Genomic DNA, 25,672 nt, shown 5'->3' on the forward strand with positions numbered 1-25,672 from the left:
TGCACCTTGCCCTGACTACCGCTCCAGGCACAAGACTGGCGTTGCACCTTTACGGTCCACCGGCATGGGTGAGTCTTCTGATCAGCTTAACAATTCTTCTGATCACGATGCCCATCTGGCTCTGACACCGCCAAGCACGCAAAGGCCTGCCGCTTCCCGGGCTATCCACGGATCTTTCGGGATAGCGGAAGGCCATACCGCATGTGGCACCTCTTTTTTTATTTTCGAGCCGTTTTTTTATGAGTTTCAAATCTCTTCCACGACCCCGACGCATAAATACTATTGCAGAAGGGCACTGAGCATGAGGCACAGTGTCAGTCGATTAACAAGACATTTAAACTTAGAGGTATTTATATGAAGACAACAAAAAGCCACCGAAGTGAAATCCATTACTCCGACAACGCGCGAACAGTATCTGTACTTGGGCTCGAAGGAATTTTAAGCACTACAGCGGCAAGCATCGCACTGATCATGTTCGCAATAATTGCCTGGCAGAATCCGGAACGCATCGCGGACATCACAGTGATTTTTCAAACGATCGCAGCGTACTTGCGCTAACGCACTTGCCCCCTGCGCGGACAGCGCCAGTCCCGCTGTGACGGGGCTGCCCTTCAAGGTCGCGGCGCAAGGCTATACAGCCTGGGCGCAGCCCGGACTGCGGCCGGACGGTGATCTGACACACGGGGCCGGAGCGGCGAAATTGGGAGGGGCCCGCGCCTGGCGCGGGAGGAACCGGATTTCTCCGTGGAGGCTGACGCGCAGCGCATCAGAACCCGTGTTCAGATTGCCGGCCGGATGGCAAGCGGACCAATTAAACGGAAAGATGCCAGGCGCGCTAGAGCTGAGCGGCGGCGCGGCTGACCGAGACAGCACGGATTTTTCCCATATGTGGTTGCCTTCTCGGAAGATGCACCCATATCTGGATTTGGGCTGGTAATTTTGGGCTTTGCGGCTGAGGGGCGAAAAAGATGCGAGATGAAGAGGGCACTGCCGAAGAACTTAAAAACGGCATTACGATCCCGAGCAATATTCAGTTTTCCGCGAGGGGGTTCGCAGATGAAGATTTTGCAAAGGAGGCGATTTACAAGTTGCACTCCGTCCTCAGCGCCATCAGTCAGTCCATTGACCTAACCAACCTGGATGGCGTGACGGTTGCGTTCGATTACGACGAAGCATTGTTAGAGCTTGATCGTGGATATGAGACAACCTACGAGCTCACCGCTACCAGAGGCGTCGCTATCGGTGTCGCAATGGCGCCGACAGTAATTCGCGACGGGGTGATCAAAACCCATCTTGTCCTTAACGCGAACTACGCACTCAGCATCCTTGAGGAACCTGGGAAGGAGACCGAGTACTTTTGGCAATCACTTCATTTGGTTGCGCATGAATGCGCACATGTAGAGGTGACGGCTTCATTTGACAAATCGTTCCCGGGGTTTCTTCTGCAGAAAGCACATAACAACATCCTAGATAACATGCGCTGGAAGGTAATTCTGGCGACATGGGATGAATACGCTGTATGCCGCATCGTTGGTTCGATCGGATATGATCCTGGAGACGGCTACCTCGAAACCCTAGTCAAGGTCTTGGGCGATGCCCGAGATCAGTGTTACGAGAAGATAAAGGCATACCGTACTCACGGGGATGTTGGGCAGGTCGCAACAGAGGTGTATGGAAATATTGGCGATCTTCTGAAGTATTCATCGTATTTCTTGGGCGCAGTTGCGGCGCGGGAAACCCCAGAAACGCATCCTCCTGCCCTAACCGAAGGGGCTGAATTTGGGTGGTTTGCACCGTTCTACGAACGCCTTATTAAGGTGCATGAGGCGCTTTGGAACGAATTTGGGAATTGGGAGGGTTTGGGTTCCTTTGAGGCTATAGGTGACATTTTGGAGGACATGGCTAAGAGTATTGGCGTCGAAGCTTCACGCGTGTCCAACGAATTAGTTAAATTCAATATCCCTTACCGGCGGGAAAGTATGCCCGACAGTGTCACGACGAACCCACTAATACGAGCATTGCTCGAAAAAGAGCTGCCGTCTAAATAAATCTCTGGGTAATCCCCCATTTTTGCGGGGACTTGGTCGTAGAGTTTACGCGGCCATTTTCAGTTTTTTGGTGCCGAAAAGAGAAACATCGACACATTAACGGAGCAGAGGAACCTGTTATCAGGGAAATCAGAAAGACGGTTAGGTACCAGTATGTCCGCTACCTTCACATTTGCCAGGAACTCTGAAGGTCGGATCATCTCTGTCAGTGAGCTTGATCCCAACAAACGATCCGCGCTTGGTAAATTAACATGTCCTGGGTGCTCTACCCAAATGCTACCCGTCCTAGGGCAAGTGCGGGAATGGCACTTCCGGCACGAGGCGGGCGAGGGGTGTGCGGAGTATTTCGCCGTGCTGGCAGAGGAAATGATCTGCCGAGGTGTCGGCCGGGCCATATTGGGCGAGGGCCCATACCTACTTGATATTCGCCGACTCCCCACTCTTGATCTGGCGGTCACCAGGAAAATTGTTCGAAAGACGGAAGTCGACGGCCGACGCGTGGATGTTGCGCTCTACTCTGAAAAGGGCAGTCTCAATGTTGTTATCGCCCGGCGGGAGGCAGATCAATCAATCCCCTGTGGCGCCACCGGACTTTGGCTTGTTCTCGATGTCACCGATTGCGATGAAGGAAGGGTCTTGGAACTCGAGAACGGCATCACTTTCAATCCGCACTGGATGTTCGAGCAGGGTTTCCCGCGACCGAAGCCAAAGGCCTCACCCATAGGCTTGCGGCAAGCAGCTGCGCCGACCTCAACCGGACTGTTCAGTCGTGGCTCGCCCACACACCGTATTTTCTACCCTCGCTATGACACCCTTAGCTTCGGGCAGGGCCTGTCAGACTCGAATTCTGATGATCCGGACAAGAGGCGGCCAAGTGAAACCCGTGAAGACCACTTGAGGCGGCTACATGCGAAATACCCATGGATGTCGCGGAAACCCTGAGCCGCCGCTCCCGGCGCCGGGGACAACGACGGCTGGCTGGGCAAACGGGCACAATCCGGGCGCTGCGAAACCTAGCCCGGCCTGCCCCCGCCGATGATGATCGTGTCGTAAGTGTTTCGTTTTGCCTTTCATTGTTCAGCACCAACGGTTGAGTTGATCGGCGTAGGGCTCTATGGCGCTCAGTGTCTCGGCCACTCAATCGGCTCAGAACATTGCAAAGCTGTTGACTCCTCCAAGTGCGGCAAGCTTATCAGTTCGACAAGCCACAGTGCATTGGAAACCTTCTCAATGGCCTCTCTAAAGGATGGAGCAGTGGAGCCTATTGTGAAACGGTCGGGCAACCGAAAGACAAAAGGCTATAGGATAGATGCAGAGTTACGAGGCCCTTGTCACGCGGCTTGACCGCGCTGCTTTCGAGGAAGCGCTTCAAATGCAGTCCGGTTACGTTCTGGATTTCTCTGACCGTACATTCGGTGACTTCTTCTGCACAGAAGTCGGAATCGATCCTGATGCGGCACCCGGATCATGGTTATTCTCGGCTTACGGCACCTCAAAAGCTAAACGCCTGCGGTCGTTCATCGCAAGGGCGCAGCCGCACCTAGTCGCGCGTACGCTGCGCGCTCTTTGGGAATACCGGGAAAACAACGTGCTAGGCGGCAGCGGGGCGCGCGAAGAACGCCTTAAGGAGGTATACTTCAAGATAGTTGGCAAATTTGAAGGGGAAGAGCACACTATCGACGCTACCGGTATCGAAGCTTTCGAAGCCAACGAAACCCTTCAAGAACTGGTCGCGGCGATCCGCAGGGATCTGGACGCAGGACGCCCAAACGCCGGGTTGGACCGGCTGCATACATATTGCATGAAGCGTTTCGCTTCCTTGGTAATCAAGCATGGGGGCGAGCCTTGCGGCGAGAATGACGCCCTCCATGCTAGGGTAGGAAAATACGTCAAAGCGCTGAGAGCAGAACGCAGTCTCACGGAAATGTCGGAGCGTATTATCAAAAGCTCCATTTCAACATTCGAGGCAATGAACAGCATTCGAAACAACCAGTCTTTTGCCCACGACAAGGAAGCCCTTGTACCGATGGAGGAAGCTAAATTCATCTATGACAGCGTTACTGCCCTACTGCGGTTCATCAAGGCAGTGGATGCTCAGAAGTTCGAAGATTAATGCTGTCTCGCCGCGCTCGGTTCGCCATCTAGATCTGACATTCGGGGCCGGAGTAGTGAAATTGGCAGGGCCCCGCGCCTGACGCGCGAGGAACTGAATTTCTCCGTGGAGGCTGACGCGCGGCGAAACCAGCGCCCGTTTTCAGATTGCCGACCGGATGGCCAGCGGACCAATCAAAGGAAAAATGCCAGTCGCGCTAGAATGGAGCGGAGGCCCGGCTGACTTCCGAGCCAGAGATCGCGGCCTCGACTGTGATCGCATTCAAAATTAGGCAGAAACGATGGAAGGAACGTCGAATCCTTTTTCAGGATAACTAGTCAGACAACCCGGCATGATGCATTTCATCCCACCACGGTAATAGAGATCCAAGTTCATCTACATACGGAAAACTGCGCTTCTCTCGTTCTGCCCCGGCCAGCAACTCACGGAAAACACCATCTAAGCGCCATCCGGCGAACTCATCTGATACAGAAGTAAGCAGAGCTTTCTTGAACGATTCTTCGGTTGCTACGGTTAATATCCGTTCGAGCTCCGGTGCAGCAACGAAAACTACTGGCCTTCTATCTTCTTCCAATATCTCGGGGTCTTTGGTTTCTGCCATCCGTTTGGCCTTCTCTAGAACCTGCCTTTGCAATGTCAGAGAGTGCATGAGCCAATTATCAAGCGTCAAAATGACCCCGACAGCATCTTCAGCAATTGTTCGATCAGCATACCCCCGACGGCAATGTGAAAAGAACCTCCACAACTGAAAGACAGCCTTCGTTAAGTCTTCATAGCCCCGAGCAGAGAACGGATCCTTCCCGAACATTGCTTCTTGCGACATGCGCGTTGCCTTGCACTCAAAGGCAATGGTCAAAAGAGGACCTTCGCTGCATAAAATATCGGGGGTATCAAATAGGTTAGGCTTCTTTCGGTAGCTAAATTCGCCTTCCCAACCGAACTTTGGCAGCACATCGGCCAGGTACTTGGCGCAGTACTCTTCAAAGCGCTTGCCATAGTTGTCTCTAATTGTGCCTCCTCCACTAACAACGTCATAGAAAACACCTGATGTGACACGCTCGATAATCAACTCAGGAAGCGGGGCCCGAATTCGCTCACCTTTACTGCCAAAACGCAGGCAAGGTGATTGGCGGAGGATACTAGGCTTGTCCGCCGTATGAGTAATCCTTTTGCGCCTACGTCTTGCCAAATTAGCTGCCTCTGGGAACGGCATTGAGATGAGATTCAGAACCCTTTCCATTTCCTCATGTGATACACCCAGTTCCGCCCAGGAACTATCATTGTGCATGACTGGGGTGCTCACAAACAAGACGTAGAGCATGAAGCCAATTTGAGAGAACCGGTTTAAGGAAATACCGTGTTTCTGTTCGAAATAAGACGCACATTCCCCTTGACCATAGACAAATGCATTTCGGTAAAACTGGGGGACATTGTCAAATCCACGCTGCCACTCAAACTGGCGGGCTGCGATCCGCCCCATTTCAATGAATACTTCTTCACGCTTCTTGCGAATTCTATACTCGGCATTCTCCAGTTTTCGAAGCCAGATCGCGCAATTTAAAGAGGCCTGAAAGTGGTCCCAGCGAAGTGTTCTTGTTTTACCATTCTTTGGTCGTCGGACCTTGGGCACAGTCATGATTTCGTTGGCTAGCGTTTCAATTTCCCATTTTTGGACCGCAAACCTACTTTTCATGTCGCTGGTGATTGCGCCGTCAGGAATGGTATCTGGGTGAATGTAGTCTCGGGCTGCATCTGAATATTCTGACTGCAAGACGTTTGTCGCCCAGAGTAGCTGAATAAACTCTTCGTCGCCTGCTGCACCCAGAAGTTTATTGAGCTTCTTGCGATAGTGAGAACGCATTTTGGTGTGCCCGAGTATTTTGTGCCGCCTTCAACCTTTGGCTGCTCTTGCAGCTTTTTGCAATCCTAGGCGCCCATAACCTCAACTGGGCTTCCACAAAGCGGCCTGGTGAAGGAAGGAACTCAGCATGCGGAGACGGTCTGCTTCTGGCGAAGGAAACCCTATGAGTCGCAAAAGGAAAGAATAGTGCTAGCGCGTGGTTGCCACTGGCGCAAAATCAATGACTTAGAGGCCCCTGAATAGAAGAACTATGTGTCGCCCGACAGCAGGCGCAGCCGAGGACACGGCCCTGTCTAATAGGATTGCCCGAGGGGGAGGGCAGCGCCCTCACCCTGACGGCCAGGGGCGTTTGGCTTGTCCAAATCCCGCTGGCCCAACAAAAAAGGTAGCCCGCACCTACGCGAATGGCCGACTTACCAACGGGCGAAGTTATCCAGCCGCCCAGATCTTCGAACTTGCGAGAAATCTGAGGTGGCCGAAGCAGTGTCTAAGGCGAAGACACCAGAATCTGAGATCTGACGCTGTGGGGAATTTTGTCCGTTTCCCGAGCGCCGCAGTGACATGCAGATGCAATCAAGGATTGATCACAATTGCCTAAATACTCTATCTGGCCTCTGGCTGCACGAGGCAGCCACTAATTCAATAATACACGCGGGTTTGGATCGCAGATGAAATCGAACTTTTTCAAGACTACAACACTGGCGGCCAGTGCATTCACCATTTCTGCCTCAATGGTATCGGCTGGCGGTATCGAGCGCCGCGCCGATCCATCACAAATCCTGTTTCAAAAGGGCAAGAACTACCTCGAATTCTCGGCTGCTACTGTGCACCCTACAGTTTCCGGCGACCCTCTGCCGGGGGTACCAGCTGGCTCTACAGGGAACATCACAAACAATTATGAATCCTACGCGTTCGGCTATAAGCGGGATCTGAACGACCGTTTTTCTTTTGCCTTTGTCGTTGACGAACCGATTGGGGCCTCTCTGACTTACACCAGCCCTACCGCTTTCCTGGCCGGATCGAGTGCGGAGGTTTCATCTATCGCCTACACCGGTCTGGCAAAATACCGGGTCAACGACCGCTTTAGCGTTTATGGCGGCCTGCGCATCGTTGGCGTTGATGGCGATATTACGGTTATCTCGCCAGTGACCGTATCCAGCCCTTACAGCCTGAGCGTGAGCAAAGACTACCAGGTCGGTTATCTTGCAGGCATCGCCTATGAGATCCCTGACATCGCTATGCGCATCGCTGCGACCTACGAGTCCAAGACAGAGCATGAGTTCAGCGACAACACCGGAACGCCTTTCCAAGTGGAAATTCCCAAATCATTCACGCTGCACGCCCAATCTGGCATTTCAAAAGACACCTTGCTGTTTGGGTCAGTGAGGTGGCGCGAGTGGACAAAGTTCAGGGTCCAGCCGAGCGACTTTTTGACTCTGGTTCCCGGGGTTGGTGTCGTGAACGTGCCCATTGCAGGCGGCACGAGCGACATTTGGACATACGAAATGGGTATCGGTCACGCGTTCAACGACAATTGGAGCGGCGCGGCAACCATCGGCTACGAAAAGGATAATGGCGACATTGTAGGCAACTTTTCTGGCACCGATGGCTATGTCAGCTATGGCCTTGCCGTGTCCTATGAGACTGAGGGTTGGAAGGTGACTACCGGTATCCGATACACGGACATCGGCAGTGCAGATTCCGCGATTACTTCGTTCACCGACAACGACGCATTCTCAGCGGGTGTGAAGGTCAGCTATAGCTTCTAAAGCCCCTGATAAAATCACGCTGTAGCCGTTCTGTGAGCCGTCTGTTCAAGCTCATCGGGCGGCTACGGCGGGTTGATTGCTTGCTGGTGTGAACAGCTTAGCGATCTCGGTCATTAGTCGTTCTCTAACCTGGGGAACTTCAGAAAAGACATCGTGTTTGGCGTTTTCTATCAGCTCCAACCGTCCACCGGGCCATTTACTCATGCGATCATGTATCGCTGGAAGGTCAACAACCACATCTTGATCACCGCAGAAGGTGAGACAGGGGATCTTTGGGGATGGAAGTTTTGACACAGCCTTTGTCTCTTTGAGCGTCTGAAACAGCCATCCTAAACTTGGCCCGCCAATCTGATGTTTTTTCAGCGTTGTGGCCTGATTGATGAAATACTGGTACATTTCAGGGTCGTTTGTGAGCCTGTTGTCTTCAAAGGCTGTGCTAAGCACATAGCTCTTCCCGTCAGTGCCGGGCGCGTAAACATGGCCCTTACCAATTGTTTGAGCTGTCCAGGACAAGGGCCAGGCCGCAGCCCGCTTGACCGCAGGAAGATTGATGTTCCACATCGGGCCGGTAAATGCACAGGCTGACACTGGAAGACCTTCCGCTATCGCTCTGAGGCCAATGCAGGCACCTAAAGAGTGCCCGATCAAATACCATGGTTTTGGCAAGTCCAGATCTTGCGCTGCCTTGGTCATCGCTGCGACATCTTTGTGGAAATCTGAGAACCGAACCACATGGCCGGCCATCGGATCGTCGGTCGCTCTGTCAGCAAGCCCTTGACCACGCCAATCAATCACCAGAGCTGTGTAACCGAGTTTCTGCAAATCCGAGACCGTGCGGCCGTATTTCTCGATATACTCGGATCGTCCTGGAAACACGAGGATGGTGCCCTTCTGAGCATCCTTTCCCTTCCACAGACCGACCCGAAGGCGCGTTCCATCGTCTGCTTGTATCCAATAGGCCACCCCATCTTTGGGGGCTTCGGCTATCTCATGTTCGAGGGGGGCTGGCAGCATTGGTCAACTCTTGCAGGTTGTCATTTCACTTGCCTGTGCTCTCCCAAACATCGGGTCATACAGGCTGTAAGTCGTCGCCAAGATGCCAACGATTAGGAGGATCGAAAAGCCGGAAATCTGCCCGATCAGGAAGAAGTTGGCAATGAGTAGCAGTACGACTCCCATCATCATCCAGCGATGGACACATGGAACTTCGGCAAAACGGCGAGAAGGCCCTGAGGGCAAAGCCCGCTCCACGACACGACAAATTTGAACATAGCCGAAAATGAAAACCGAACAGGTAGCAAACAGCAGAAGAAAACTAGTGAAATGGGCCAAAGATCGCTGACCGAGCCAACCACTTGCTTCGTTATAAATGCCCAGAAAGAACAGAGCATCTGTGAGCAACCAGTCCAAAATGCTTTCCCCGTCTGACAGGAGATAGGTGGCTTGAAGCTTGATGCACGTTGCAACCCAAATTCCCAATAGAGAAGCCCGATATACGCGGCATAGCAGATTAGTGCCTACTGCGCCGATCTTGCTCAGTATCGTTGGGTTAGAATGAAGCTCTGGCATGCTGCAAACTTCGAAAAAATCTTGCGTCAGAGTGTACATCAAGACGAGACCCGTAAGGAAAAGAAAGCAGATTGCCGCCGTGTACAAGAATGCCAGCATCGAAAGCACAGTTGCCTCTGGCACAGATATGACTTCGGGGCGCACAATTGCCAGGAGGTTCCAGTCCATCATGAGGTTGCCAACGTCGCCGTTGACGAGCGCGCGCATGTGTATTCCTGACCATTGCACAAGGAACACAATGGCAAAGCAGATGAAAAACACGGCCCAGTGAGAATAGGAAAAGGATTCCACTCTACGCGTCCAATCGCCTGTCTTTCCAGGATCAGAGCCAGTTGACGCGATGATCAATCGCCTTTCGGCCTTCCAAAAGGCCAAGAGCCCTACAACGGTTACAAGAAACAGTGGCAAGATCACCAGTTCGATCAAGGACCAGTTCGGAGCCCAGAAAAACCCTACCTGCTTATGCAACCCAGCAATGGGGCTATAGGTGACGCTGTGCACCCCCATGATGTAAGTCAAGAAACCGAGGACTACCCAACCCGCCCAAACCAACGCTGGCAGGTTCAGTGTCGATCGGCTGCTAAATAGCGCTTCAGACCATCTAGCCAGGTTAAAGCGCCAGCCAGGTGCTGTTGTGTCGCCTATTAGGTTGTTCTCAGCCGTGTATCCACTTTCTGGAATCTTGGCTTCTGGCTGTGCCAATTCAGGCAACGTTGGGGCAGGGTTCTCCGCCCGCCGGCGCTTTTCCCTTCGCCTTGCGACCAACCGCGCTTGCGATGCGCTGAGTTCCCTTTGCCACTCGCTCGTTGCTTCCGGATCCCCGCACCCGAATACCCTGGCAAGCCACCGGATATTCTCGGCGCTAATCCCTTTCTCGTTTTCCTGAAACCAAAGCTGAACGGTTCTCAGATCAACACCTCTGCGATTTGCATCAATCTGCGAGATAGCATCTGCAAGAAGATCGGGCGTCCATGGGCCTTCTGGAAAGCCGTCCTTGTCCACTGGCCGCCCAACACCAGCTGCCGCAACCTGGCTAAACAACTCCTTGAAAGTGCCAGTGCTTTCGGGCGGCTTCTGAAAGAATTTTCCGTTCTTTAACAAAGGTTTAAAGGCTTTCGTTTCGTTTCGCTTCGGAAGTCTTCGTATCCTATCGTGCCGCAATCGGAAATCAACGTATTTAGCAGGCAACTTCAATTTTATGGTGTGCTAACCAATGAACAACGGCATCAAGGAAATCATCGAGTCGATGGGGGTGCGCTTCGGGAAACCGCTCTCTGGGTATGAACCTGCATCGCGTTCTTTGGAAACGTGTGAAGGTTCCATGGGCGAAGCTGGCCCGGAAGAGAAACGGGTCAGGGAACAAGCGGTACCAGTCGCCCAGGTCGAAGATGCCATGGGCAAGACTGGAGTTGCCTATGTTTGGAATACCGGAGAGCTAGAGCTGAGTTGGATTTGAACAGATGGGTGTGGGCGGAGCAGCACTTCTGGATGGTCGTCTTTCTAAGCAATAACGAAAGTTATCCACAGGGCGGGACGGCTTCTAGAAAAGATTGCCCCGCCTTGGGGGTGTTAAAGTGGTGTTAGATTCAGTGTTACGGTTCCGGAGAGTACGAATTTTCTCAATGATAACAAAATCATACAGTGAGCGCCTGTGTGTAAAGTGGGGGTTTGGTGTGTGTAGGGTGGTGATTCACTGTGTGCAGAGTGGTGATTCCTTCAGTTGCTCGGAAGATAAAGGAAGGGCCTTTCCGTGTGTGAAGTGTCGTTCATTTTGGGCAACTTGTGGGTGAAGTGTCGTTTTGCACAGGTGTGGGTGAAGTGTCGTTTTGCTTGCAAGTGTGTGTGAAATGTCGTTACTGCCCCCCAGGTGTGGGTGAAGTGTCGTTTTTGCCTTGGCGTGTGTGAAGTGTCGTTATACGGTCAGGTGTGGGTGAAGTGTCGTTACATCTCCAAAAGCGTGGGTGAAGTGTCGTTCTGCACAAGTGTGTGTGAAGTGTCGAAAGGAAGCGAAAAATGAGTGACTATCCTCTATTGCCGGACCGGCACCCACAGGGAGATTTCTTCGTTTGCGATATTTTTGACGCGGCGCCTAAGGGTGACATTGGCTCAATGGAGCACCCGATTTTTTCGCTATCCACAAAGCCTGATCACCGGCCGCGCAAGTATTCCCATAACGGGATTACGGTCGAGGTCAAACCCGGACCGGATGGATTAGCGACTGTGCATGATAGGGATGTTTTGATCTTCTGCATCAGCAACTTGATAAGGGGCATCAACGAGGGGAAAGAGCCGCAGCAGGTTGTTCGGTTCCATGCATCAGATCTCCTCAAGGCCACCAACAGGATGACCACGGGTCGGGGTTATGAATTGTTGAAGGGTGCCATTGAGCGGCTGGCGGGAACGAGGATCAACACGAACATCTCCACAGGCGGCCAGGAAGTATTTGAGAACTTCGGTCTGATTGAACGCGCCAGGATTGTGCGGGAAACACGCGATGGCCGGATGCAGGAAGTGGAAATCAAGCTCAGCGATTGGGTTTTCAATGCTGTCCGCGCACAGGAAGTGCTTACCCTGCACAAAGGCTATTTCCGGCTGCGCAAACCTCTGGAACGCAGGATCTATGAGTTGGCTAGAAAGCACTGCGGCCGGCAGAGCGAGTGGAGGATCGGACTTGATACATTGCATAAGAAATGCGGTTCCGGATCTTCGTTGCGGGAGTTCCGCAGGCTAGTAGGGGCGATTGCCAAAGAAGACCAAGAATTCGGCCACATGCCGGATTATCAAATCAGGGTGGATGACGAGAAGGATCAACTGCACGTAGTGAGCCGCGGAACGGTGACGGCTGAAACTTCCGCCGTGGTTGAGATCCCTCCGCTTGATCCGGATGTCTACGAAATGGCCAGAGAGGCGGCACCAGGTTGGGATGTCCGCATGATCGAGCAGGAGTGGAGAGGCTGGGCCAGTGAACTTCCAAAAAACCCGGAAATGGCATTTCTGGGTTTCTGCAGGAAGTGGTTCAAAAAGCGCGGTCAGCCATAAGCTGGGCGTCACGACGAAATAATATCAGGCTGTTCTTTGGCAGCGGCAGGGCTGCCTATATGTAACGACCTGCAAACATAAACGGCTGGACCTGCAAACATCCTGATTTTCGGCCCGAATTATTTGCATCTATCGAAGGGGGCAGACCCGGATTATCTGCGAACGAACCCACATTATTTGCAACCAGCCTGCAATCATCGGCTCGAACCCAGATTACGTGCGAACGGCGGGCCGGTAGGAGAGCTTGGCATGTTTAGGCTGAACGATGGTAGCGCAGCAACCGCCTTTCGCTGCGGTCGGTTCGAACCATTGAAACGCCGGACTTTGCGGACTTTTGCCCGTGCGGCGAATGCTTAAGCAGAAAACTTTCGCTACTGCAGCGCCAAAAATTCGGCGCAGCGGCAGATTTCCCCGGACCGGTCATTCACTCGTGCCCAATCAGGCTGATTCCGAACCACCCCATCGCTGCCGGTCTCTCAGGATCAACGTCAGTATGCGTCCGTTGAAACTGCTCTGACGGTGTCGGTCTGCTGCCGTTAATGTCCATGATCGATAATGGACATCTTGAGGCACTTCATGGCGGGAAAGAAAGGGCAGAAGAAGCGGTTCTGGTCTGACGAAGAGAAACGCACGATCTGTCGGCAGACGCGCGCGCCAGGCGTTTCCGTGGCGCAGGTGGCACGTCGCTATGCGATGAATTCGAACCTGCTCTTCACATGGCTGAGGGATCCGCGTTTCGCGCCGGCCGACCACGAAATCTCCAGTAATCCCGGGGATGGCGATCTCTTCCTGCCGGTTGAAATCACCGAATTTGCCACCGAGCCTGACCCGCGAGCTGACCTTGCCGGGACATCGCGTTCGACAGATGCCCGCGTTCTCGCGCAGCGGGTCGATATAACGCTCTCGGACGGGCGACGGGTCGTGGTGGAGGGGCCAACGGCATTGTCGGCGGTTCTCGGGCTGGTGAAGGGCCTGATGGCATGATCCCGGTCCCGAGCAATACGCGGGTCTGGCTGGCCGCCGGGGTCACGGACATGCGACGGGGGTTCAATACGCTCGCGGCGCAGGCTGAGAAGACGCTCGAGGAGGACCCGTATTCCGGCCACCTGTTTGTGTTCCGCGGACGCCGGGGCGATCTGTTGAAAATCATATGGTGGGACGCGCAAGGCGCATGCCTGTTCACGAAACGCCTGGAGCGCGGGCGCTTCGTCTGGCCAGCCGCCAAGGACGGCAAGGTTAGTCTCAGCCCATCGCAATTGTCGATGCTTCTGGAAGGCATTGACTGGCGCATGCCGCAGAAGACGTGGCGCCCTCTTACCACCGGAAACTTGCCATAGAATCCAACATCATAAGCTTCACTTGCGCGCGGTGAGCCGGTATAAATCCAGCAATGCTGGAGACGCCTCAATCCCTTCCTTCCGATCCCGATGAGCTCCGCGCCCTCGCGGCGCAGCTGCGCGATCTGGCCAGGTCCCAGGCATTGAAGATCGAGCAGCTCGAACACCAGCTGGCCGGTCATCGCAAGGCGCGGTTCGGAGCCAAGTCGGAAAGCCTGGATCAACTGGCATTCGACCTTCACGAGGACGCCGAGATCGCCACAGCCGCTGCGGCCCAGCAGGAGGAAACCAGTCAGGGCGGTGGGAAGGCCGATGCGGGAAAACGCAAGCACAGCCGTGCCCCGCTGCCCGACCACCTGGAGCGGCAGTCCGAGGTCCTATCCCCGGGCGAGACCTGTTCCGACTGCGGCGGACCCTTGCGGGCCCTTGGCGAGGATGTGACGCAAGAGCTGGAATACATTCCGGGGCGGTTCGTGGTCCGCGAAATCGTGCGCCCGCGCATGACCTGCAACTGCTGCGAGACGTTCGTGCAAGCGCCGCTGCCGAGCCGCCCGATCGAGCGCGGGCGCGCTGGCCCCGGTCTGTTGGCGCATGTGTTGGTCGGCAAGTATTGTGATCATCTGCCGCTCTACCGGCAGTCCGAAATTTACGCCCGCGAGAAGGTAAATCTCCACCGGTCGACTCTGACTGATTGGGTTGGGCGATCGACGGCACTCTTGGCACCTCTGGCCGACCACATCGGCAAGCTGGTAGCGGCCGGGCCCGCGCTCTTCGCCGATGATACCCCCGTCAAGATGCAGACCGGGGGCAAGACGGGCAAAGCCCAGACCGCGCGGATGTGGAGTTATGTCCGGGACGAGCGGCCATGGTGCGGCCAGGCCCCGCCCTGCGCGTGGTACCAGTTCAGCGTGGATCGCAAAGGCAAACATCCCGCCGCACATCTCGCGGCGTACAAGGGCACCGTACATGCCGACGGGTTCACCGGCTTCAACGGGTTGTTCGGCGAGGGTCTGGCCAGCGAGCAAGCCTGCATGGTGCATGTGCGGCGCAAGTTCGTGGATGTCTTCGAACGAAACGGCTCTACCATCGCGAAGGAAACCATCGAACGGATCTCCAGGCTCTATGCCGTCGAAAAAGATGCGCGGTACAAGCCGCCCGAAGAACGTGTCGCCCTGCGACAGACCAGGGCCAAGCCCATCTTCGACGACCTGGAGACCTGGCTAAAGAGCCAACTGCCGAAAATCTCGGGGAAAACCAAACTGGCCGAGGCCATCCGGTATGCGCTCAGCCGCATGCCCAAGGCACGGGCCTATCTGGAAAACGGCCAGTTGGAATTGGACAACAACATCTGCGAGCGGTCAATCAGGCCGCTGACTCTCGGGCGGAAGAATTATCTGTTCATGGGGTCCGAAGGCGGCGGCAAGGCCGCGGCGATTGCCTACACTCTCATCGAGACAGCCCGCATGAACCGCGTCGATCCGGAAGCTTGGCTGACTTGGGTGCTAACCCACATCGCCGATCACAAGATCAACCGCATCGACGAACTTGCGCCCTGGAATTGGCAGCCAAGTTGATTGTCAACGGCGGTCACGCCGGACGGATACNGGTCAATCAGGCCGCTGACTCTCGGGCGGAAGAATTATCTGTTCATGGGGTCCGAAGGCGGCGGCAAGGCCGCGGCGATTGCCTACACTCTCATCGAGACAGCCCGCATGAACCGCGTCGATCCGGAAGCTTGGCTGACTTGGGTGCTAACCCACATCGCCGATCACAAGATCAACCGCATCGACGAACTTGCGCCCTGGAATTGGCAGCCAAGTTGATTGTCAACGGCGGTCACGCCGGACGGATACGTTACCTCCGTCACCGTCGCGGCGTAATCCGACAGCGTAAAGGCGCTGTCTCCGGCCAGTTCCAGGACCTCTCCGTCATGGCCGCCTCGCAACACGACGGCGGCAGCCTCGGCATAGTCCTGGCGGCTGGCGGTGGCGAACCGTCCGTCGCCCGCAGCGCCGAAATGCTGACCCAGTTCCAGGTCCTGGCCAAGCGTCATCGTGATGTTTTCGGAATACCATCCGTTGCGCAAGATCGTGTGTGGCAGCGCGCTGTCACGCAACATCGCCTCGGTGGCAAGGTGCTCTTCGGCCAACGCCATCCCACCGGTATCGGCGTTGAGGATCGACGTATACGCGACAAAACCCACCCCGGCGGCCTTGGCGGCGGCAATGGCGTTGGCATGTTGTTCGCGCCTTTTGCCAATCTCGGACCCCGAGATCAGTAAAAGCCGGTCGACCCCGGAAAATGCAGCTTCGAGGGCCGTGGGATCGTTGTAATCAGCGCGCCGGGTTGCGATTTCCTGGCCCTCGAAGGCATGCGCGGCGGCGTCGGACCGGACCAACGCAACAATGTCCTTGGGCGGCGCCAGCGTTGCCAGATGCTGAACGACGCGCGTTCCCAATTGGCCAGAGGCCCCGGTTACAAGATAGGTGGTCATGGTACTCCTCTTCGGTTCCATTTTTAGTACAAGTCTTAAATAGAGACCTTCTGAATAGTCGAAAAGGAGGCAGTGTTTGCTGCCCAGGTAACACAAAGGGAACCGTCATGGCTGATACGATGGCAGACCGGTTGGAGCGCTGGAAGGCGGACGGCTTCGACCCGCAGAATTGTCCGGTGCGCCGCATTCTGGATCACGTTGCGGCCAAGTGGACTCTGCTTGTTCTGATGGAACTGGACAGCGGGCCGAAACGATTCAATGCCCTTTTGCGGGCAATCCCGGACGTGTCCCGCCGGATGCTGACGCAAAGCCTGCGCGATCTGGAGCGCGACGGGCTTGTGATCCGTACGGTGTTCGACACGCGTCCGCCTTCGGTGGAATATAAGCTGACCGAAGGCGGCCACACTCTGATGGTGCCGCTCTCGGCGCTGATCGACTGGGCAACTTCGCAAAGCACGGCGATCTTTGATGCGCAGATGCGTTACGACGCAGCCTGATTTATGATCCTCCGGCGTGCTTGGCCTGAAACTCGTCGTGATAAACGACTTCGTCGAAGCGCAGTCTAAGCCCGTGCTTGTTCAGCAGTTCGGCAACGATATCGTCCATCCTTTCGCGGTGGCTGGCCTTGCGCGCGTTCTTATAAGCGGCCTGAACCGAGTCAGGTTCGCCCTCAAGAACCTTGTTCATCCGCTCAACGATATAGCGCTTGAGGTTGATGTGCTCCATGTAAACTTCGCGCACTCCGGTCTCGGCAAGGCGACCGAGCAGGGTGTCGAGCAGCTCCGGCTGTTCGGCGAAATGCGGCAACAGCGGCCCGACAAAGGCAAAGGTGCGAATGCCAGCCTCGTGCAACTCTTTGAGTGTGTGCAGACGTCGGGTCGCGCTCGGCGCGCGTACTTCCAGCCAACGGCTGATCGCATCATCGGTGGTGGTGACCGTCAGGCCCACCTCGGACTGCGGCAGTTGCTTCAGCAGGTCGATGTCACGGGTTACGATCGGTGACTTGGTCAGGATGCGCACGATCCCCGACCAACGATTGCCGACCAGCGCGCCAAGGATGCCGCGCGTGATCTCGCGCTTCTTTTCGATCCCCATATAGGGGTCCGTCACCGAGGATAGCAGGATCGTGCCGCGCTTCTTCTCCGCCGACATCTTCTCCAGCTCCTTGCGAACAAGCGCTACCGCGTTGGTTTTCACCGCGACGAAATTGCCCCATTCCTTCACCGGCTCTCCGACGAAACGCCCGCTGAAGCTGGCATAGCAATAGGCGCAGCCAAAGTCGCAGCCGGTGTAGGGATTGGCGACATAGTCTATGGAAGGAATCTTCGAATTCTGTATCAGAGACTTGGCTTCGTATTCGCTCACACGCATGGCTTGACTCCTGACTGGAAAAGCCGCTGCCCGGGGTCAGGGCAACGGCAGAGTTTGCTGGGAAGTCGCCCGGATCAGAGCGCGACGGTCTCGCCATCGGCGGGCAGCAGCATCTTGTCGCCGAACCCGTGTTGTTCCGCATAGGTCCCCATGCCAGAACGGGTCAGGACGCAGTGGTTCACCGCCTCCATATGGGTGCCGACGAGGGTGGCCTCGGGCGCGGCTTTGTGCACCTCATGGACATCGCTCGCGTTGAAGATCAACCGCCCCATGCCAAAGGCCTGCGCATTGCCGCAATTGACGATGATCACCTCGGGTGAATGGGCGGCGATGGCTTCACTAATCTTGTCGTACCAGACGCTGTCGGCCACCAGATAGAGCGTCTTTTCCTTGGGGTGGCTGAACACCGCGCCACCCACATGCAGGAACTCGGGCGGGAAGGCCTGGGTCACCGCCTCGACCCCGTGCACAGCGTCGGTGGCGACCAGCGAAATGCCGTTGAATTCCAGCCCGTCACCCACCACGCGAACATCGGTAAAGCCAGCGCCGCGAATGCCTTCGGCAACCAGATCGGTCGGAACAATAATCGGCAAGTCTTTCGGCAGAGCATCGACAGCAGCTGAGTCCCAGTGGTCTTCGTGCAGGTGGGTGACGAACACCGCATCGACATCCACGATCTGATCGAGCGGCAGCGGCAGGTCGGTCAGCGGATTGGCCAGGTCGTCATTAATGGTGCCGGGGAAGCCGGGAAAGGCGCCTTTGGCGCTGAGCATCGGGTCGATCAGAAAGCGGGTGCCGCCGTAGCTCAGATGCTGCGTGGCGTTGCGGATCTGGGTGATTTTCATTGCTACGTCCTTTTTGACTGTCAGTATTTCGGATGGTGATTGCCAATCGCGGTGCAACGCCCTGAGCCATGTGCCCCCGGCAAGACAGCGCCGCATTCATGATCGAGTGACCGCGCAAAGTCATTGCCACCATTTGCAGATCTCCTTACAAAGGGTAGTTATGGGACGCATTGCAAGGCAACAATGGTCATAAGCGGCCTTTTTATGGTTGAAAACAGACATACCGGCATACCGTGGCTGAACTTTAATCCGGCGTCGGAGCATCCGTTTGACCTCGAAGTCTTGCGTATGTCGGACTTGCGCAACCGGGTCGATGACGCGGCGCTGCAATCAATCCACAGGTACGGTTTTCAACTGGTGGTTTGCGTGACGCGGGGCCAGTGCGCGCAGATGCTGGATTTCGAGCCGGTGTGCTGCAAGACGGGCTCAGTGCTCAGTATCCGCTCGGGACAAGTCCATCGGTTCGGCTCTGACGACACCTGGGACGGCTGGCTGATACTCTTTCGCCCAGAGTTTCTGCCTCCGTCGGTGCTGACTTGCCCAACCCTGTCGCAGCTTGCCGATCTGGAGAGCTTGTCTTCCGTTCTGCACGCTGATCCGCAGGACATGGCCGTTCTGGACCATTGCGCAAGTCAGATGCAGCGCGACTCTGGCGCCGATCAACCCGCTGAGTTGCGGGCGGTTCTCTTGCGCCACCAGCTTTGCACCTTTCTGGTGCGTTTGGCCGCACTCGAAGGCAATCGCGATACAAATGAAGAGCCCGCCTCTGGTGTCAGGACGCGGTATGACAGGTTCGAGCAGCTTCTTGAGCGCAATTTCCGCCACAGCCATAAGGTCGCTGACTACGCGCATGAGCTTGGTTGCTCGGAGAAAAGCCTGATCCGCGCCACGCAACAGGTCAAAGGCGTGTCCCCTAAGGCCATGCTGAGCGCACGGATCATATTGGAAGCCAAACGTCTGCTGGCTCATGGCCGGGCGAGCGTGGCCGAAATCGGCTATGGGCTTGGATTTGCCGAACCGACGAACTTCGTGAAGTTCTTCCGGCGCGAAACGGCCACAACACCAGCCGAGTTCCGGAAAGCTCAGACAGATGTCACGCGCTTTGTCGACTCTCAATGAGGTGCTGAGGCAGGTGACTGCCCCATTCCGCGAGAGCCTCAGTCACAGAACGCAGCCCACTGCCCAGCGGCGTCAGTGAGTATTCCACCTTGGGCGGTACCTGCGCATAGATCTCGCGGTGGACGATGCCACCCTCCTCCAGCTCCCGAAGCTGTGCGGTCAGCATCTGCTGTGTCACCCCGGGAATGGAGCGGTGCAACTCGTTGAAACGCTTGGTCCCCTGCAAGAGCTGATGAATGATGTGCAGCTTCCACTTTCCGCCAAGTGACCGGATCGCCGCTGTAACAGGGCAATTCTGGTTTGGATCGCAGGCGTCTTGGGTGGTCATGGTCATAGTCTCTCCTTGGGGTCGGATCTCATAGTATGATTTTCCATAGTATAACAGAAAAATAAGCGTTCTTGCGACCTTCATCGTTACCTCTACATATCGTAGCAGATAGAAAAAAGGAAGTACGATGAAAAACATCCTAGTTATTGGTGCCACTGGTCCGCAAGGCGGCCCGGTTGCCGAGAAACTGATTGCCGCCGGTTTCAACACCCGTGTGATGGTCCGCGATGAAACCAAAGCCGCGCCGCTGGCCGCCAAGGGCGCAGAAGTTGTCACCGGCGATCTGACCGATGCAGCCTCCGTCGCCGCCGCAATGGCGGGGCAGGACGGTGTCTTTCTGCTGATCTCTTTCTTCTCTGGTCAGTTTGATCAGGCGCGGAACGTGATTGACGCCGCCAAGGCCGCTGGCGTGCAAAAGATCGTCTGGAACGCCACCGGCCCCATCCCCGAGGTCAAGCTCGGCCACCCTTCGATGGATCTGCGCAACGACATCTATAACGCGCTCAAGGACAGCGGCATTGCCTTCGTTGCGCTGCAGCCGACAACCTATATGGAGAACTTCCTGATCCCGGCGATTGCACAGGAAGTGGCTGAAAAGGACGTCCTGCCTTATCCGATGCCAGAGGCGGTGAATTGCCAGTGGATCAGCCACCAAGAAGCCGCCAACTATGTTGTCACCGCCTTCCAGGACGACAAGCGTGACCAGGTTGCACTGGATATCGCTGGGCCGGAAAAACTGAACGGGCCGGAGATTGCGGCACGGTTCGGCAAGGCCCTGGGGCGTGAGATCACCTTCCGTCCGATGCCGCCCGCCGAGTTCGCCAAGGCGATCTCCTTTGGCGGCAATGAGGATGCCATCGTTGGCCACTATCAGTCGATCTTCGACCATCCGGAGATGATGACGACTGATGTCGACACCGCCGCGACCCTCGTTGCACTGCCGTCCGAACAGGTCTCTATCGAAGACTTTGCCAAGCTCTATAGCGCGGCCTTCACCCGCGCCTGAGCCTTTCACGTCACCGGGGCGGCGCACATCCGTCCCATCCCTTCACTCTGAACACCAAAGGAAAACAGATGTTCAATACACTTCGCACCACCCTTGCCCTGACCACCACCGCGTTGTCGCTCTCCGTGACCGCTGCAGCCGCCGAGGGGGCTCCTAAAGTGACCTTGCCAGATGATGTGCAATGGTTCGCCATGATCCCCGAAATGGGCGATGAGGGTCCGGCTATGTCTGTTGTCTTCGGTGAACTCGGCGAGAAAGGCAAGCCTTTCGCAGGCCTGTTCCGCGTGCCCGCTGGCGGCCTTTCGCCCGCGCATATCCACAGTTCTGACTATACCGCCTATATGATTTCCGGTACCGAATCCGTGCGCGTGAAGGCTGAAGACGAACCCGAACTGATCCCTGCCGGTTCGGTCTGGTTCCAGCCCGGCAATGAGGTGCACATCAACGAATGCATGGGCCCGGAGGACTGCGTGTTCTATGTCTATTACCCCACCGGGATTGACTACATTCCGACCGACGCGGATGGTCACCCGCAGCACTGATCGCAACAAAGGTGCCGGGCCTTGACGGTCCGGCGCCAATCAAGAGTGCGCCCTTATGTATCGCATGTTCGTCCGCCCCGCAGGCCCGGAAGGCGAGACCGGCGCCGATATGATGGAGCGAAACGGCCCGCCAATGGCGCGGTGGATCGCTCGAACCAGCCAGTTGTCGCCGCAGGGGCGGGTGCTGGAAATCGGCTTCGGTCCCGGTCTTGGGCTAGAGCAGCTGGTCAAGATAGTGCCCGATGGCCATGTCACAGGGCTGGACCCGTCTAAGCTGATGCATCAGAGGGCAGGGCGCCGAAATGCGGAGGCGGTGCGCGACGGGCGCCTGACGCTGGTCGAGGGGGTGGCCGAGGCCATGCCGTTTGACGACAACATCTTTGATCTGGTGGTCAGCGTCGATAATCATCACTTCTGGACCGATCCGCAGGCAGGGCTGCGCGCGGCGCTGCGGGTACTGCGACCTGGTGGACGGTTGATCTGCGCCTTTACGCTGCCTTCAGGCGGAAGCACCCGTGGCCTTAGCCGTCGATTGCAAACTGCGGGCTTTGCCAACCCAAGGGCGCTTGACTGCCCGGAAGGAGAGGCCGCAGAGGCCTGGAAACCAGAACAATAATCGGCGATCCAGCGGTGTGGCGTCCAAAGTCACCAGCGCAAAAATGTGCTCGGGACAAGTCCACCTGTGGCCTTGTTCGATGCTCCGGCGCCGACGGCACATCAGCCAATCGGATCAGGCCGCGCGCTTCTGATGCTATCCACGGCCTGCTGTCGGCAGACTTTTGGTGTGATATCATATGCTTGTCGGAATGCAGTCGTGAAGTGCGAAGCACTGCGAAACCCGGTCGCCAACCCGACCTCGACGATGGGCAGGTTGGAATAGCTCAGCAGGTTCCGGGCGCGCTCCAGTCGCCGCAGCAGGTAGAATTCTGCTGCCGGATATCCGGTATGTGTCCTGAATTTTCGGTCCAGCGTGCGGCGAGAGGTGCCGATTGCCCGCGCCAGGGCCTCGGGCGAGAGCGGCTCGGCGATGGTTTGGTCGATCAGCGCCACCGCCTTATGCATGGATTTCGGCGCGGTGACCGGCAGGCGAAAGGCCCCCATATGTTGTTGGTCCGTGCCTTGTCGGGTGCGGGATATCTGAAGCTGATTGGAGACAGCCCCAACCAGCCAGTCCTCGTGCAGGCTGCCCAGGATTGCCAAGAACAGGTCCAGGGTCGCCAATCCGCCGCAACTGGTCATGATCGGACCGTCAATTTCAAAGAGGCCCGCAGAAATATCAATATCGGGGAACTCTTCAATAACGGCCGGCAGCCCCTCCCAGTGGATCACACCCCGCCGCCCGGTCAGCAACCCGGCGCGCGCCAAAAGGGCAGCCGCCAGAGAGACACCGCCAATGACTTTTCCCAACCGGGCGCGCCGGTTCAAGGTCGCAAAGAGGCGGTCTGGATCTCGTGCATTTGTATGCATACCAGCGCAAACAAATGTGTAGTCCGGGACCGGCGTTTCCCGATGGTAGGTGCCGCCGGGCAGACTCAGCCCGTTGGACGCCGCCGGTGGGTTGCCCGCTTCATGCGTAATGACCCATTCATAGCGGTTCTCCCCCAGGATGCGATTGGCGACCCTCAAAGGCTCAATCGCCGTGACCACCGACATCATTGAAAAGTCGTCAATTAAGATGAACTCGAAGGTTGTAGCTCGCACACTCGGATTCTTTGTGATGTTCGAATATAAAGAGGCTAACCGCAAATCTGCTTGTCAACACCCACGATACGGGACATTTTTTATGCAAAAAGGACGAAGGCCGTGCCTGAAACCGTTGCATTTCTGATGACCCCTGATTTTGCGATGATGTCAGCCGCCGCCGCGATTGAACCGTTGCGGGCCGCCAACCGGCTGGCGGGACATGATCTTTATTCTATCCGGTTTCTGTCGGCTGCCGGAGGAGCGCTCAGTTCCTCCTGTGGCGGCATGTTCGAGACCACGCCAATAAACAGCCAGGAAGACTTCGTCGACAAGCTTTTTGTTGTGGCCGGGGGCAATCCATTTGCCCTCACCGGACGTCAGGAGATGCCCTTTCTCCGCCACGCAGCCCGGCATGGCACGCAATTGGGCGGGATTTCAGGCGGGTCGGTCTTGCTTGCCAGGGCCGGTCTCATGGCGAACAGGCGCTTCACAGTGCATTGGGAGCACATGGATGCCATGCGCGAAGAGTTCCCCGATCTTATGATCGAAAAGCGTCTGTTCGTTCTGGACCGCGACCGTGCAACCTGTGCCGGTGGGGTGGCGCCTCTGGACATGATGCACGCGCTGATCCGGGCGCGACACGGGGCGGCGCTCGCCTCAGCGGTCAGTGACTGGTTTATCCATACTCGGGTGCGGGTTGCCGATGACGCGCAGCGGACGCAAGAAACCGATGAGACGCGCTTTCACGCGACCGTGGCCACCGCTGTACGGCTGATGGAAGACCATATCGCCGATCCTCTGAGCCTTGATCAGATCGCCAGGCTATGCGGCATCAGCGCAAGGCAGTTGCAGCGCCGCTTTGGTATTGATTTTGGCCGTTCTGTCGTGTCGCATTACATGCGCTTGCGGCTGTCAAAAGCTGATGAACTGGTCCGTCAGACGCGCCTCAGCATCGGCGAGATTGCCGTGGCCACCGGGTTTTCCAGCCAATCGAATTTCACTCGGGCCTATAGCGATTTACACGGGATGTCGCCGCGCGAGAGACGTTCTCGGGGGTAAGTTTGTCCATATTTCGCAATTTTGAGGCCGGATAGTGAAGCACCGGTCAGGCGCAGGTCTTTAGGAATATCCCAAATAGACTCTTATCCCGAGGGACAGTCATGACCAAGTCGACCCCGTATCTGATCATTGGCGCAGGCATTCACGGCCTGTCCACCGCCGCGCATCTGGCGAAGAAACTCAAGGCGACGGGCAAAGGCTCGGGCGCGGATATCCTTGTCATCGACAAGGCTGGCATCGCGGCGGGCGCATCCGGGATCGCTTGCGGTGTGGTGCGCAACAACTACTTCCAGCCCGCCATGCGCGAGTTGATGGCACATTCGGTGCAGCATTGGGAAGCCAACGCCGAGGTGTTCCAGTACAACCCCGTCGGCTACCTGCAAATCTCGGCCGAATCCATGCGCGAAGATGTCGGCACCATCTATCAGCAGCAGAAGGCCATCGGCTATGAATCCGAATTCATCGAAGGGGCCGCCGACAGCGACAAATACATGAAGGCGATGTTCGACGACTGGTCGGCCCAGAACATCACCTCTGTCCTGCACGAGAAGAAGGGCGGCTTTGCCCATAACGCTCCGGCGATCTATGCGCTGGCTAAAATGGCCGAAGACGAAGGCGTGCGCATTCAGAGCGGCATCACCGTGAACGGCATGAAGTTCGACAGCGGTTCGGGCGCGGTTACCGGCGTTGAAACGGACAAAGGTGACATCCTGTGCGATCATCTGGTCGTGGCTGCTGGCCCGTGGGTGCGCGACTTCTGGACCATGGCCGAACTGCCCAAGTCCGTGTCGATCAAAGGTGCCGATGGTGCCATGCATGACAGGCTGCCGATGTGGACCTTCTGGCAGCTGGAAGAAGGCGTCCTGCGCGTCGATCCGCAGCTGTTGCGCACCAATGAGGGCAAGCTGCCGCCGGTAATCCACGTCGACACCGATGCGCCGCTGATCTCCGATGTGGATGGCAGTGTCATCACCGAGGAAATGTGGGGTATCTACTACAAGCCGGACACCAACTTTGGCGGCATTCAGGGCGGCGCGATGCCCTATCCGATCCACAAGGATGCGGATGAGATCGCCATTGATCCCTATGGCCCTTCCTCGCCGGAATTCGTTTCCTCGCCGGAGTTCGCCCATATGTGGGTCTCGGCGCTGGCGCATTGCAACAGCCGTTTCAAAGGCACCATGCCGAAGTACCACAAGGAAGCCTCGGGCGGTGTTGGTTGCTTTACCCCGGACAGCTTCCCGGTCTTCGACACCTTTCGCGAAAATGTCTACATGATCGCAGACAGCAACCACGGCTACAAAATGATCGGTGTGGGCGAGCTGGTGGCGCAGGAAATCCTGGGCGAGAAATCCGCCCTGCTGGAGCCCTTCCGCTTCTCGCGCTATGCCGAAGGCAAGCTGCACCCGGTGTCCAACAGCCCCTATCCCTGGAGCTGAGTGGTCGTAAACGGCCATGCAATACTCAAGGCGCGTCCATCCGGGCGCGC

Annotated in this window: 24 protein-coding genes and 1 pseudogene; 17 read left to right on the forward strand and 8 right to left on the reverse strand. The window is 56.5% G+C overall.

Annotation, left to right across the window (positions count from 1 at the left end):
- Nucleotides 1–968 precede the first annotated feature (968 nt).
- The 3 genes from GKC28_RS13780 (at nucleotide 969) to GKC28_RS13790 (ending at nucleotide 4,161) form a co-directional block, all read left to right on the forward strand.
- Complete coding sequence (locus tag GKC28_RS13780) at nucleotides 969–2,048, forward strand: hypothetical protein (protein WP_174147482.1); 1,080 nt, start codon at nucleotides 969–971, stop codon at nucleotides 2,046–2,048.
- Between the two features lie 351 nt (nucleotides 2,049–2,399).
- Nucleotides 2,400–2,990 carry a hypothetical protein gene (locus GKC28_RS13785; protein ID WP_174147483.1) on the forward strand — a complete coding sequence of 197 codons (591 nt, stop codon included), beginning with the start codon at nucleotides 2,400–2,402 and terminating at the stop codon, nucleotides 2,988–2,990.
- A 367-nt stretch (nucleotides 2,991–3,357) separates the two neighbouring features.
- Nucleotides 3,358–4,161 (forward strand): abortive infection family protein, encoded by an 804-nt coding sequence (locus tag GKC28_RS13790; protein WP_254604233.1) that lies wholly within the window; start codon nucleotides 3,358–3,360, stop codon nucleotides 4,159–4,161.
- A 313-nt stretch (nucleotides 4,162–4,474) separates the two neighbouring features.
- Here the strand turns inward: GKC28_RS13790 and GKC28_RS13795 are convergent, their stop codons facing one another.
- Nucleotides 4,475–6,022: a hypothetical protein gene (locus GKC28_RS13795; RefSeq protein WP_174147484.1), complete on the reverse strand. Its 1,548-nt coding sequence runs from the start codon at nucleotides 6,020–6,022 to the stop codon at nucleotides 4,475–4,477.
- A gap of 668 nt (nucleotides 6,023–6,690) precedes the next feature.
- On the opposite strand from GKC28_RS13795, the gene GKC28_RS13800 reads away from it, so the two are divergent.
- Nucleotides 6,691–7,791, forward strand: a complete 1,101-nt coding sequence (locus GKC28_RS13800) for an outer membrane protein transport protein (protein ID WP_174147485.1) — start codon at nucleotides 6,691–6,693, stop codon at nucleotides 7,789–7,791.
- 51 nt (nucleotides 7,792–7,842) lie between these two features.
- Here GKC28_RS13800 and GKC28_RS13805 read toward each other — a convergent pair whose 3' ends face one another.
- Entirely contained in the window at nucleotides 7,843–8,805 is a 963-nt protein-coding gene (locus GKC28_RS13805; protein WP_174147486.1) for an alpha/beta hydrolase, read from the reverse strand.
- A gap of 3 nt (nucleotides 8,806–8,808) precedes the next feature.
- Nucleotides 8,809–10,554 carry an RcgA family putative transporter gene (locus tag GKC28_RS13810; RefSeq protein WP_174147487.1) on the reverse strand — a complete coding sequence of 582 codons (1,746 nt, stop codon included), beginning with the start codon at nucleotides 10,552–10,554 and terminating at the stop codon, nucleotides 8,809–8,811.
- 19 nt (nucleotides 10,555–10,573) lie between these two features.
- On the opposite strand from GKC28_RS13810, the gene GKC28_RS13815 reads away from it, so the two are divergent.
- From GKC28_RS13815 to GKC28_RS13840, 6 genes and pseudogenes are all read left to right on the forward strand, one after another.
- Entirely contained in the window at nucleotides 10,574–10,816 is a 243-nt protein-coding gene (locus GKC28_RS13815; protein ID WP_174147488.1) for a hypothetical protein, read from the forward strand.
- 557 nt (nucleotides 10,817–11,373) lie between these two features.
- Nucleotides 11,374–12,399, forward strand: coding sequence for a replication initiator protein A (locus GKC28_RS13820; protein WP_174147489.1), 1,026 nt, complete (start codon nucleotides 11,374–11,376; stop codon nucleotides 12,397–12,399).
- A gap of 576 nt (nucleotides 12,400–12,975) precedes the next feature.
- A complete protein-coding gene (locus tag GKC28_RS13825; RefSeq protein ID WP_174147490.1) occupies nucleotides 12,976–13,383 on the forward strand; it encodes a transposase in 408 nt (135 codons plus the stop codon).
- On the forward strand, nucleotides 13,380–13,736 hold the full coding sequence (gene tnpB / locus GKC28_RS13830) for an IS66 family insertion sequence element accessory protein TnpB (protein ID WP_174147491.1): 357 nt from the start codon (nucleotides 13,380–13,382) through the stop codon (nucleotides 13,734–13,736). Before GKC28_RS13825 ends, tnpB begins: the two co-directional genes overlap by 4 nt.
- Before the next feature lie 53 nt (nucleotides 13,737–13,789).
- Nucleotides 13,790–15,310, forward strand: a complete 1,521-nt coding sequence (locus GKC28_RS13835) for an IS66 family transposase (RefSeq protein WP_174147492.1) — start codon at nucleotides 13,790–13,792, stop codon at nucleotides 15,308–15,310.
- Between the two features lie 33 nt (nucleotides 15,311–15,343).
- Nucleotides 15,344–15,559, forward strand: a pseudogene (locus tag GKC28_RS13840) (transposase domain-containing protein); the annotation flags it as partial.
- Here GKC28_RS13840 and GKC28_RS13845 read toward each other — a convergent pair.
- Nucleotides 15,505–16,230 (reverse strand): NAD(P)H-binding protein, encoded by a 726-nt coding sequence (locus tag GKC28_RS13845; RefSeq protein ID WP_174147493.1) that lies wholly within the window; start codon nucleotides 16,228–16,230, stop codon nucleotides 15,505–15,507. The pseudogene GKC28_RS13840 and the gene GKC28_RS13845 sit on opposite strands and share 55 nt — an antisense overlap.
- Nucleotides 16,231–16,337: 107 nt before the next feature.
- On the opposite strand from GKC28_RS13845, the gene GKC28_RS13850 reads away from it, so the two are divergent.
- A complete protein-coding gene (locus GKC28_RS13850; protein WP_174147494.1) occupies nucleotides 16,338–16,727 on the forward strand; it encodes a helix-turn-helix domain-containing protein in 390 nt (129 codons plus the stop codon).
- 1 nt (nucleotide 16,728) lies between these two features.
- Here GKC28_RS13850 and GKC28_RS13855 read toward each other — a convergent pair whose 3' ends face one another.
- Both GKC28_RS13855 and GKC28_RS13860 read right to left on the reverse strand, forming a co-directional pair.
- Nucleotides 16,729–17,601: a radical SAM protein gene (locus GKC28_RS13855; RefSeq protein WP_174147495.1), complete on the reverse strand. Its 873-nt coding sequence runs from the start codon at nucleotides 17,599–17,601 to the stop codon at nucleotides 16,729–16,731.
- A gap of 74 nt (nucleotides 17,602–17,675) precedes the next feature.
- A complete protein-coding gene (locus GKC28_RS13860; RefSeq protein ID WP_174147496.1) occupies nucleotides 17,676–18,446 on the reverse strand; it encodes an MBL fold metallo-hydrolase in 771 nt (256 codons plus the stop codon).
- 204 nt (nucleotides 18,447–18,650) lie between these two features.
- Here GKC28_RS13860 and GKC28_RS13865 point away from each other — a divergent pair, with 204 nt between their 5' ends.
- Complete coding sequence (locus tag GKC28_RS13865; RefSeq protein ID WP_174147497.1) at nucleotides 18,651–19,565, forward strand: AraC family transcriptional regulator; 915 nt, start codon at nucleotides 18,651–18,653, stop codon at nucleotides 19,563–19,565.
- On the opposite strand, the gene GKC28_RS13870 is transcribed toward GKC28_RS13865, so the two are convergent.
- Nucleotides 19,540–19,899 carry a helix-turn-helix domain-containing protein gene (locus tag GKC28_RS13870; RefSeq protein WP_174147498.1) on the reverse strand — a complete coding sequence of 120 codons (360 nt, stop codon included), beginning with the start codon at nucleotides 19,897–19,899 and terminating at the stop codon, nucleotides 19,540–19,542. The genes GKC28_RS13865 and GKC28_RS13870 overlap by 26 nt on opposite strands.
- Nucleotides 19,900–20,020: 121 nt before the next feature.
- On the opposite strand from GKC28_RS13870, the gene GKC28_RS13875 reads away from it, so the two are divergent.
- The 3 genes from GKC28_RS13875 to GKC28_RS13885 all read left to right on the forward strand — a co-directional run bounded on the left by GKC28_RS13875 (nucleotide 20,021) and on the right by GKC28_RS13885 (nucleotide 22,057).
- Complete coding sequence (locus GKC28_RS13875; protein WP_174147499.1) at nucleotides 20,021–20,899, forward strand: SDR family oxidoreductase; 879 nt, start codon at nucleotides 20,021–20,023, stop codon at nucleotides 20,897–20,899.
- A gap of 68 nt (nucleotides 20,900–20,967) precedes the next feature.
- Nucleotides 20,968–21,441: a DUF4437 domain-containing protein gene (locus GKC28_RS13880; RefSeq protein ID WP_174147500.1), complete on the forward strand. Its 474-nt coding sequence runs from the start codon at nucleotides 20,968–20,970 to the stop codon at nucleotides 21,439–21,441.
- A gap of 55 nt (nucleotides 21,442–21,496) precedes the next feature.
- Nucleotides 21,497–22,057, forward strand: coding sequence for a class I SAM-dependent methyltransferase (locus GKC28_RS13885; protein WP_174147501.1), 561 nt, complete (start codon nucleotides 21,497–21,499; stop codon nucleotides 22,055–22,057).
- Nucleotides 22,058–22,158: 101 nt separating this feature from the next.
- On the opposite strand, the gene GKC28_RS26840 is transcribed toward GKC28_RS13885, so the two are convergent.
- Entirely contained in the window at nucleotides 22,159–23,142 is a 984-nt protein-coding gene (locus tag GKC28_RS26840) for a helix-turn-helix domain-containing protein (protein ID WP_217434084.1), read from the reverse strand.
- A gap of 102 nt (nucleotides 23,143–23,244) precedes the next feature.
- Here GKC28_RS26840 and GKC28_RS13895 point away from each other — a divergent pair, with 102 nt between their 5' ends.
- Both GKC28_RS13895 and GKC28_RS13900 read left to right on the forward strand, forming a co-directional pair.
- Nucleotides 23,245–24,183, forward strand: coding sequence for a GlxA family transcriptional regulator (locus tag GKC28_RS13895; protein WP_368041120.1), 939 nt, complete (start codon nucleotides 23,245–23,247; stop codon nucleotides 24,181–24,183).
- Nucleotides 24,184–24,284: 101 nt separating this feature from the next.
- Nucleotides 24,285–25,622, forward strand: a complete 1,338-nt coding sequence (locus GKC28_RS13900; RefSeq protein ID WP_174147503.1) for an FAD-binding oxidoreductase — start codon at nucleotides 24,285–24,287, stop codon at nucleotides 25,620–25,622.
- Nucleotides 25,623–25,672: the final 50 nt, after the last annotated feature.

This window comes from Leisingera sp. ANG59 (genome assembly GCF_013317235.1).
Classification (GTDB): domain Bacteria; phylum Pseudomonadota; class Alphaproteobacteria; order Rhodobacterales; family Rhodobacteraceae; genus Leisingera.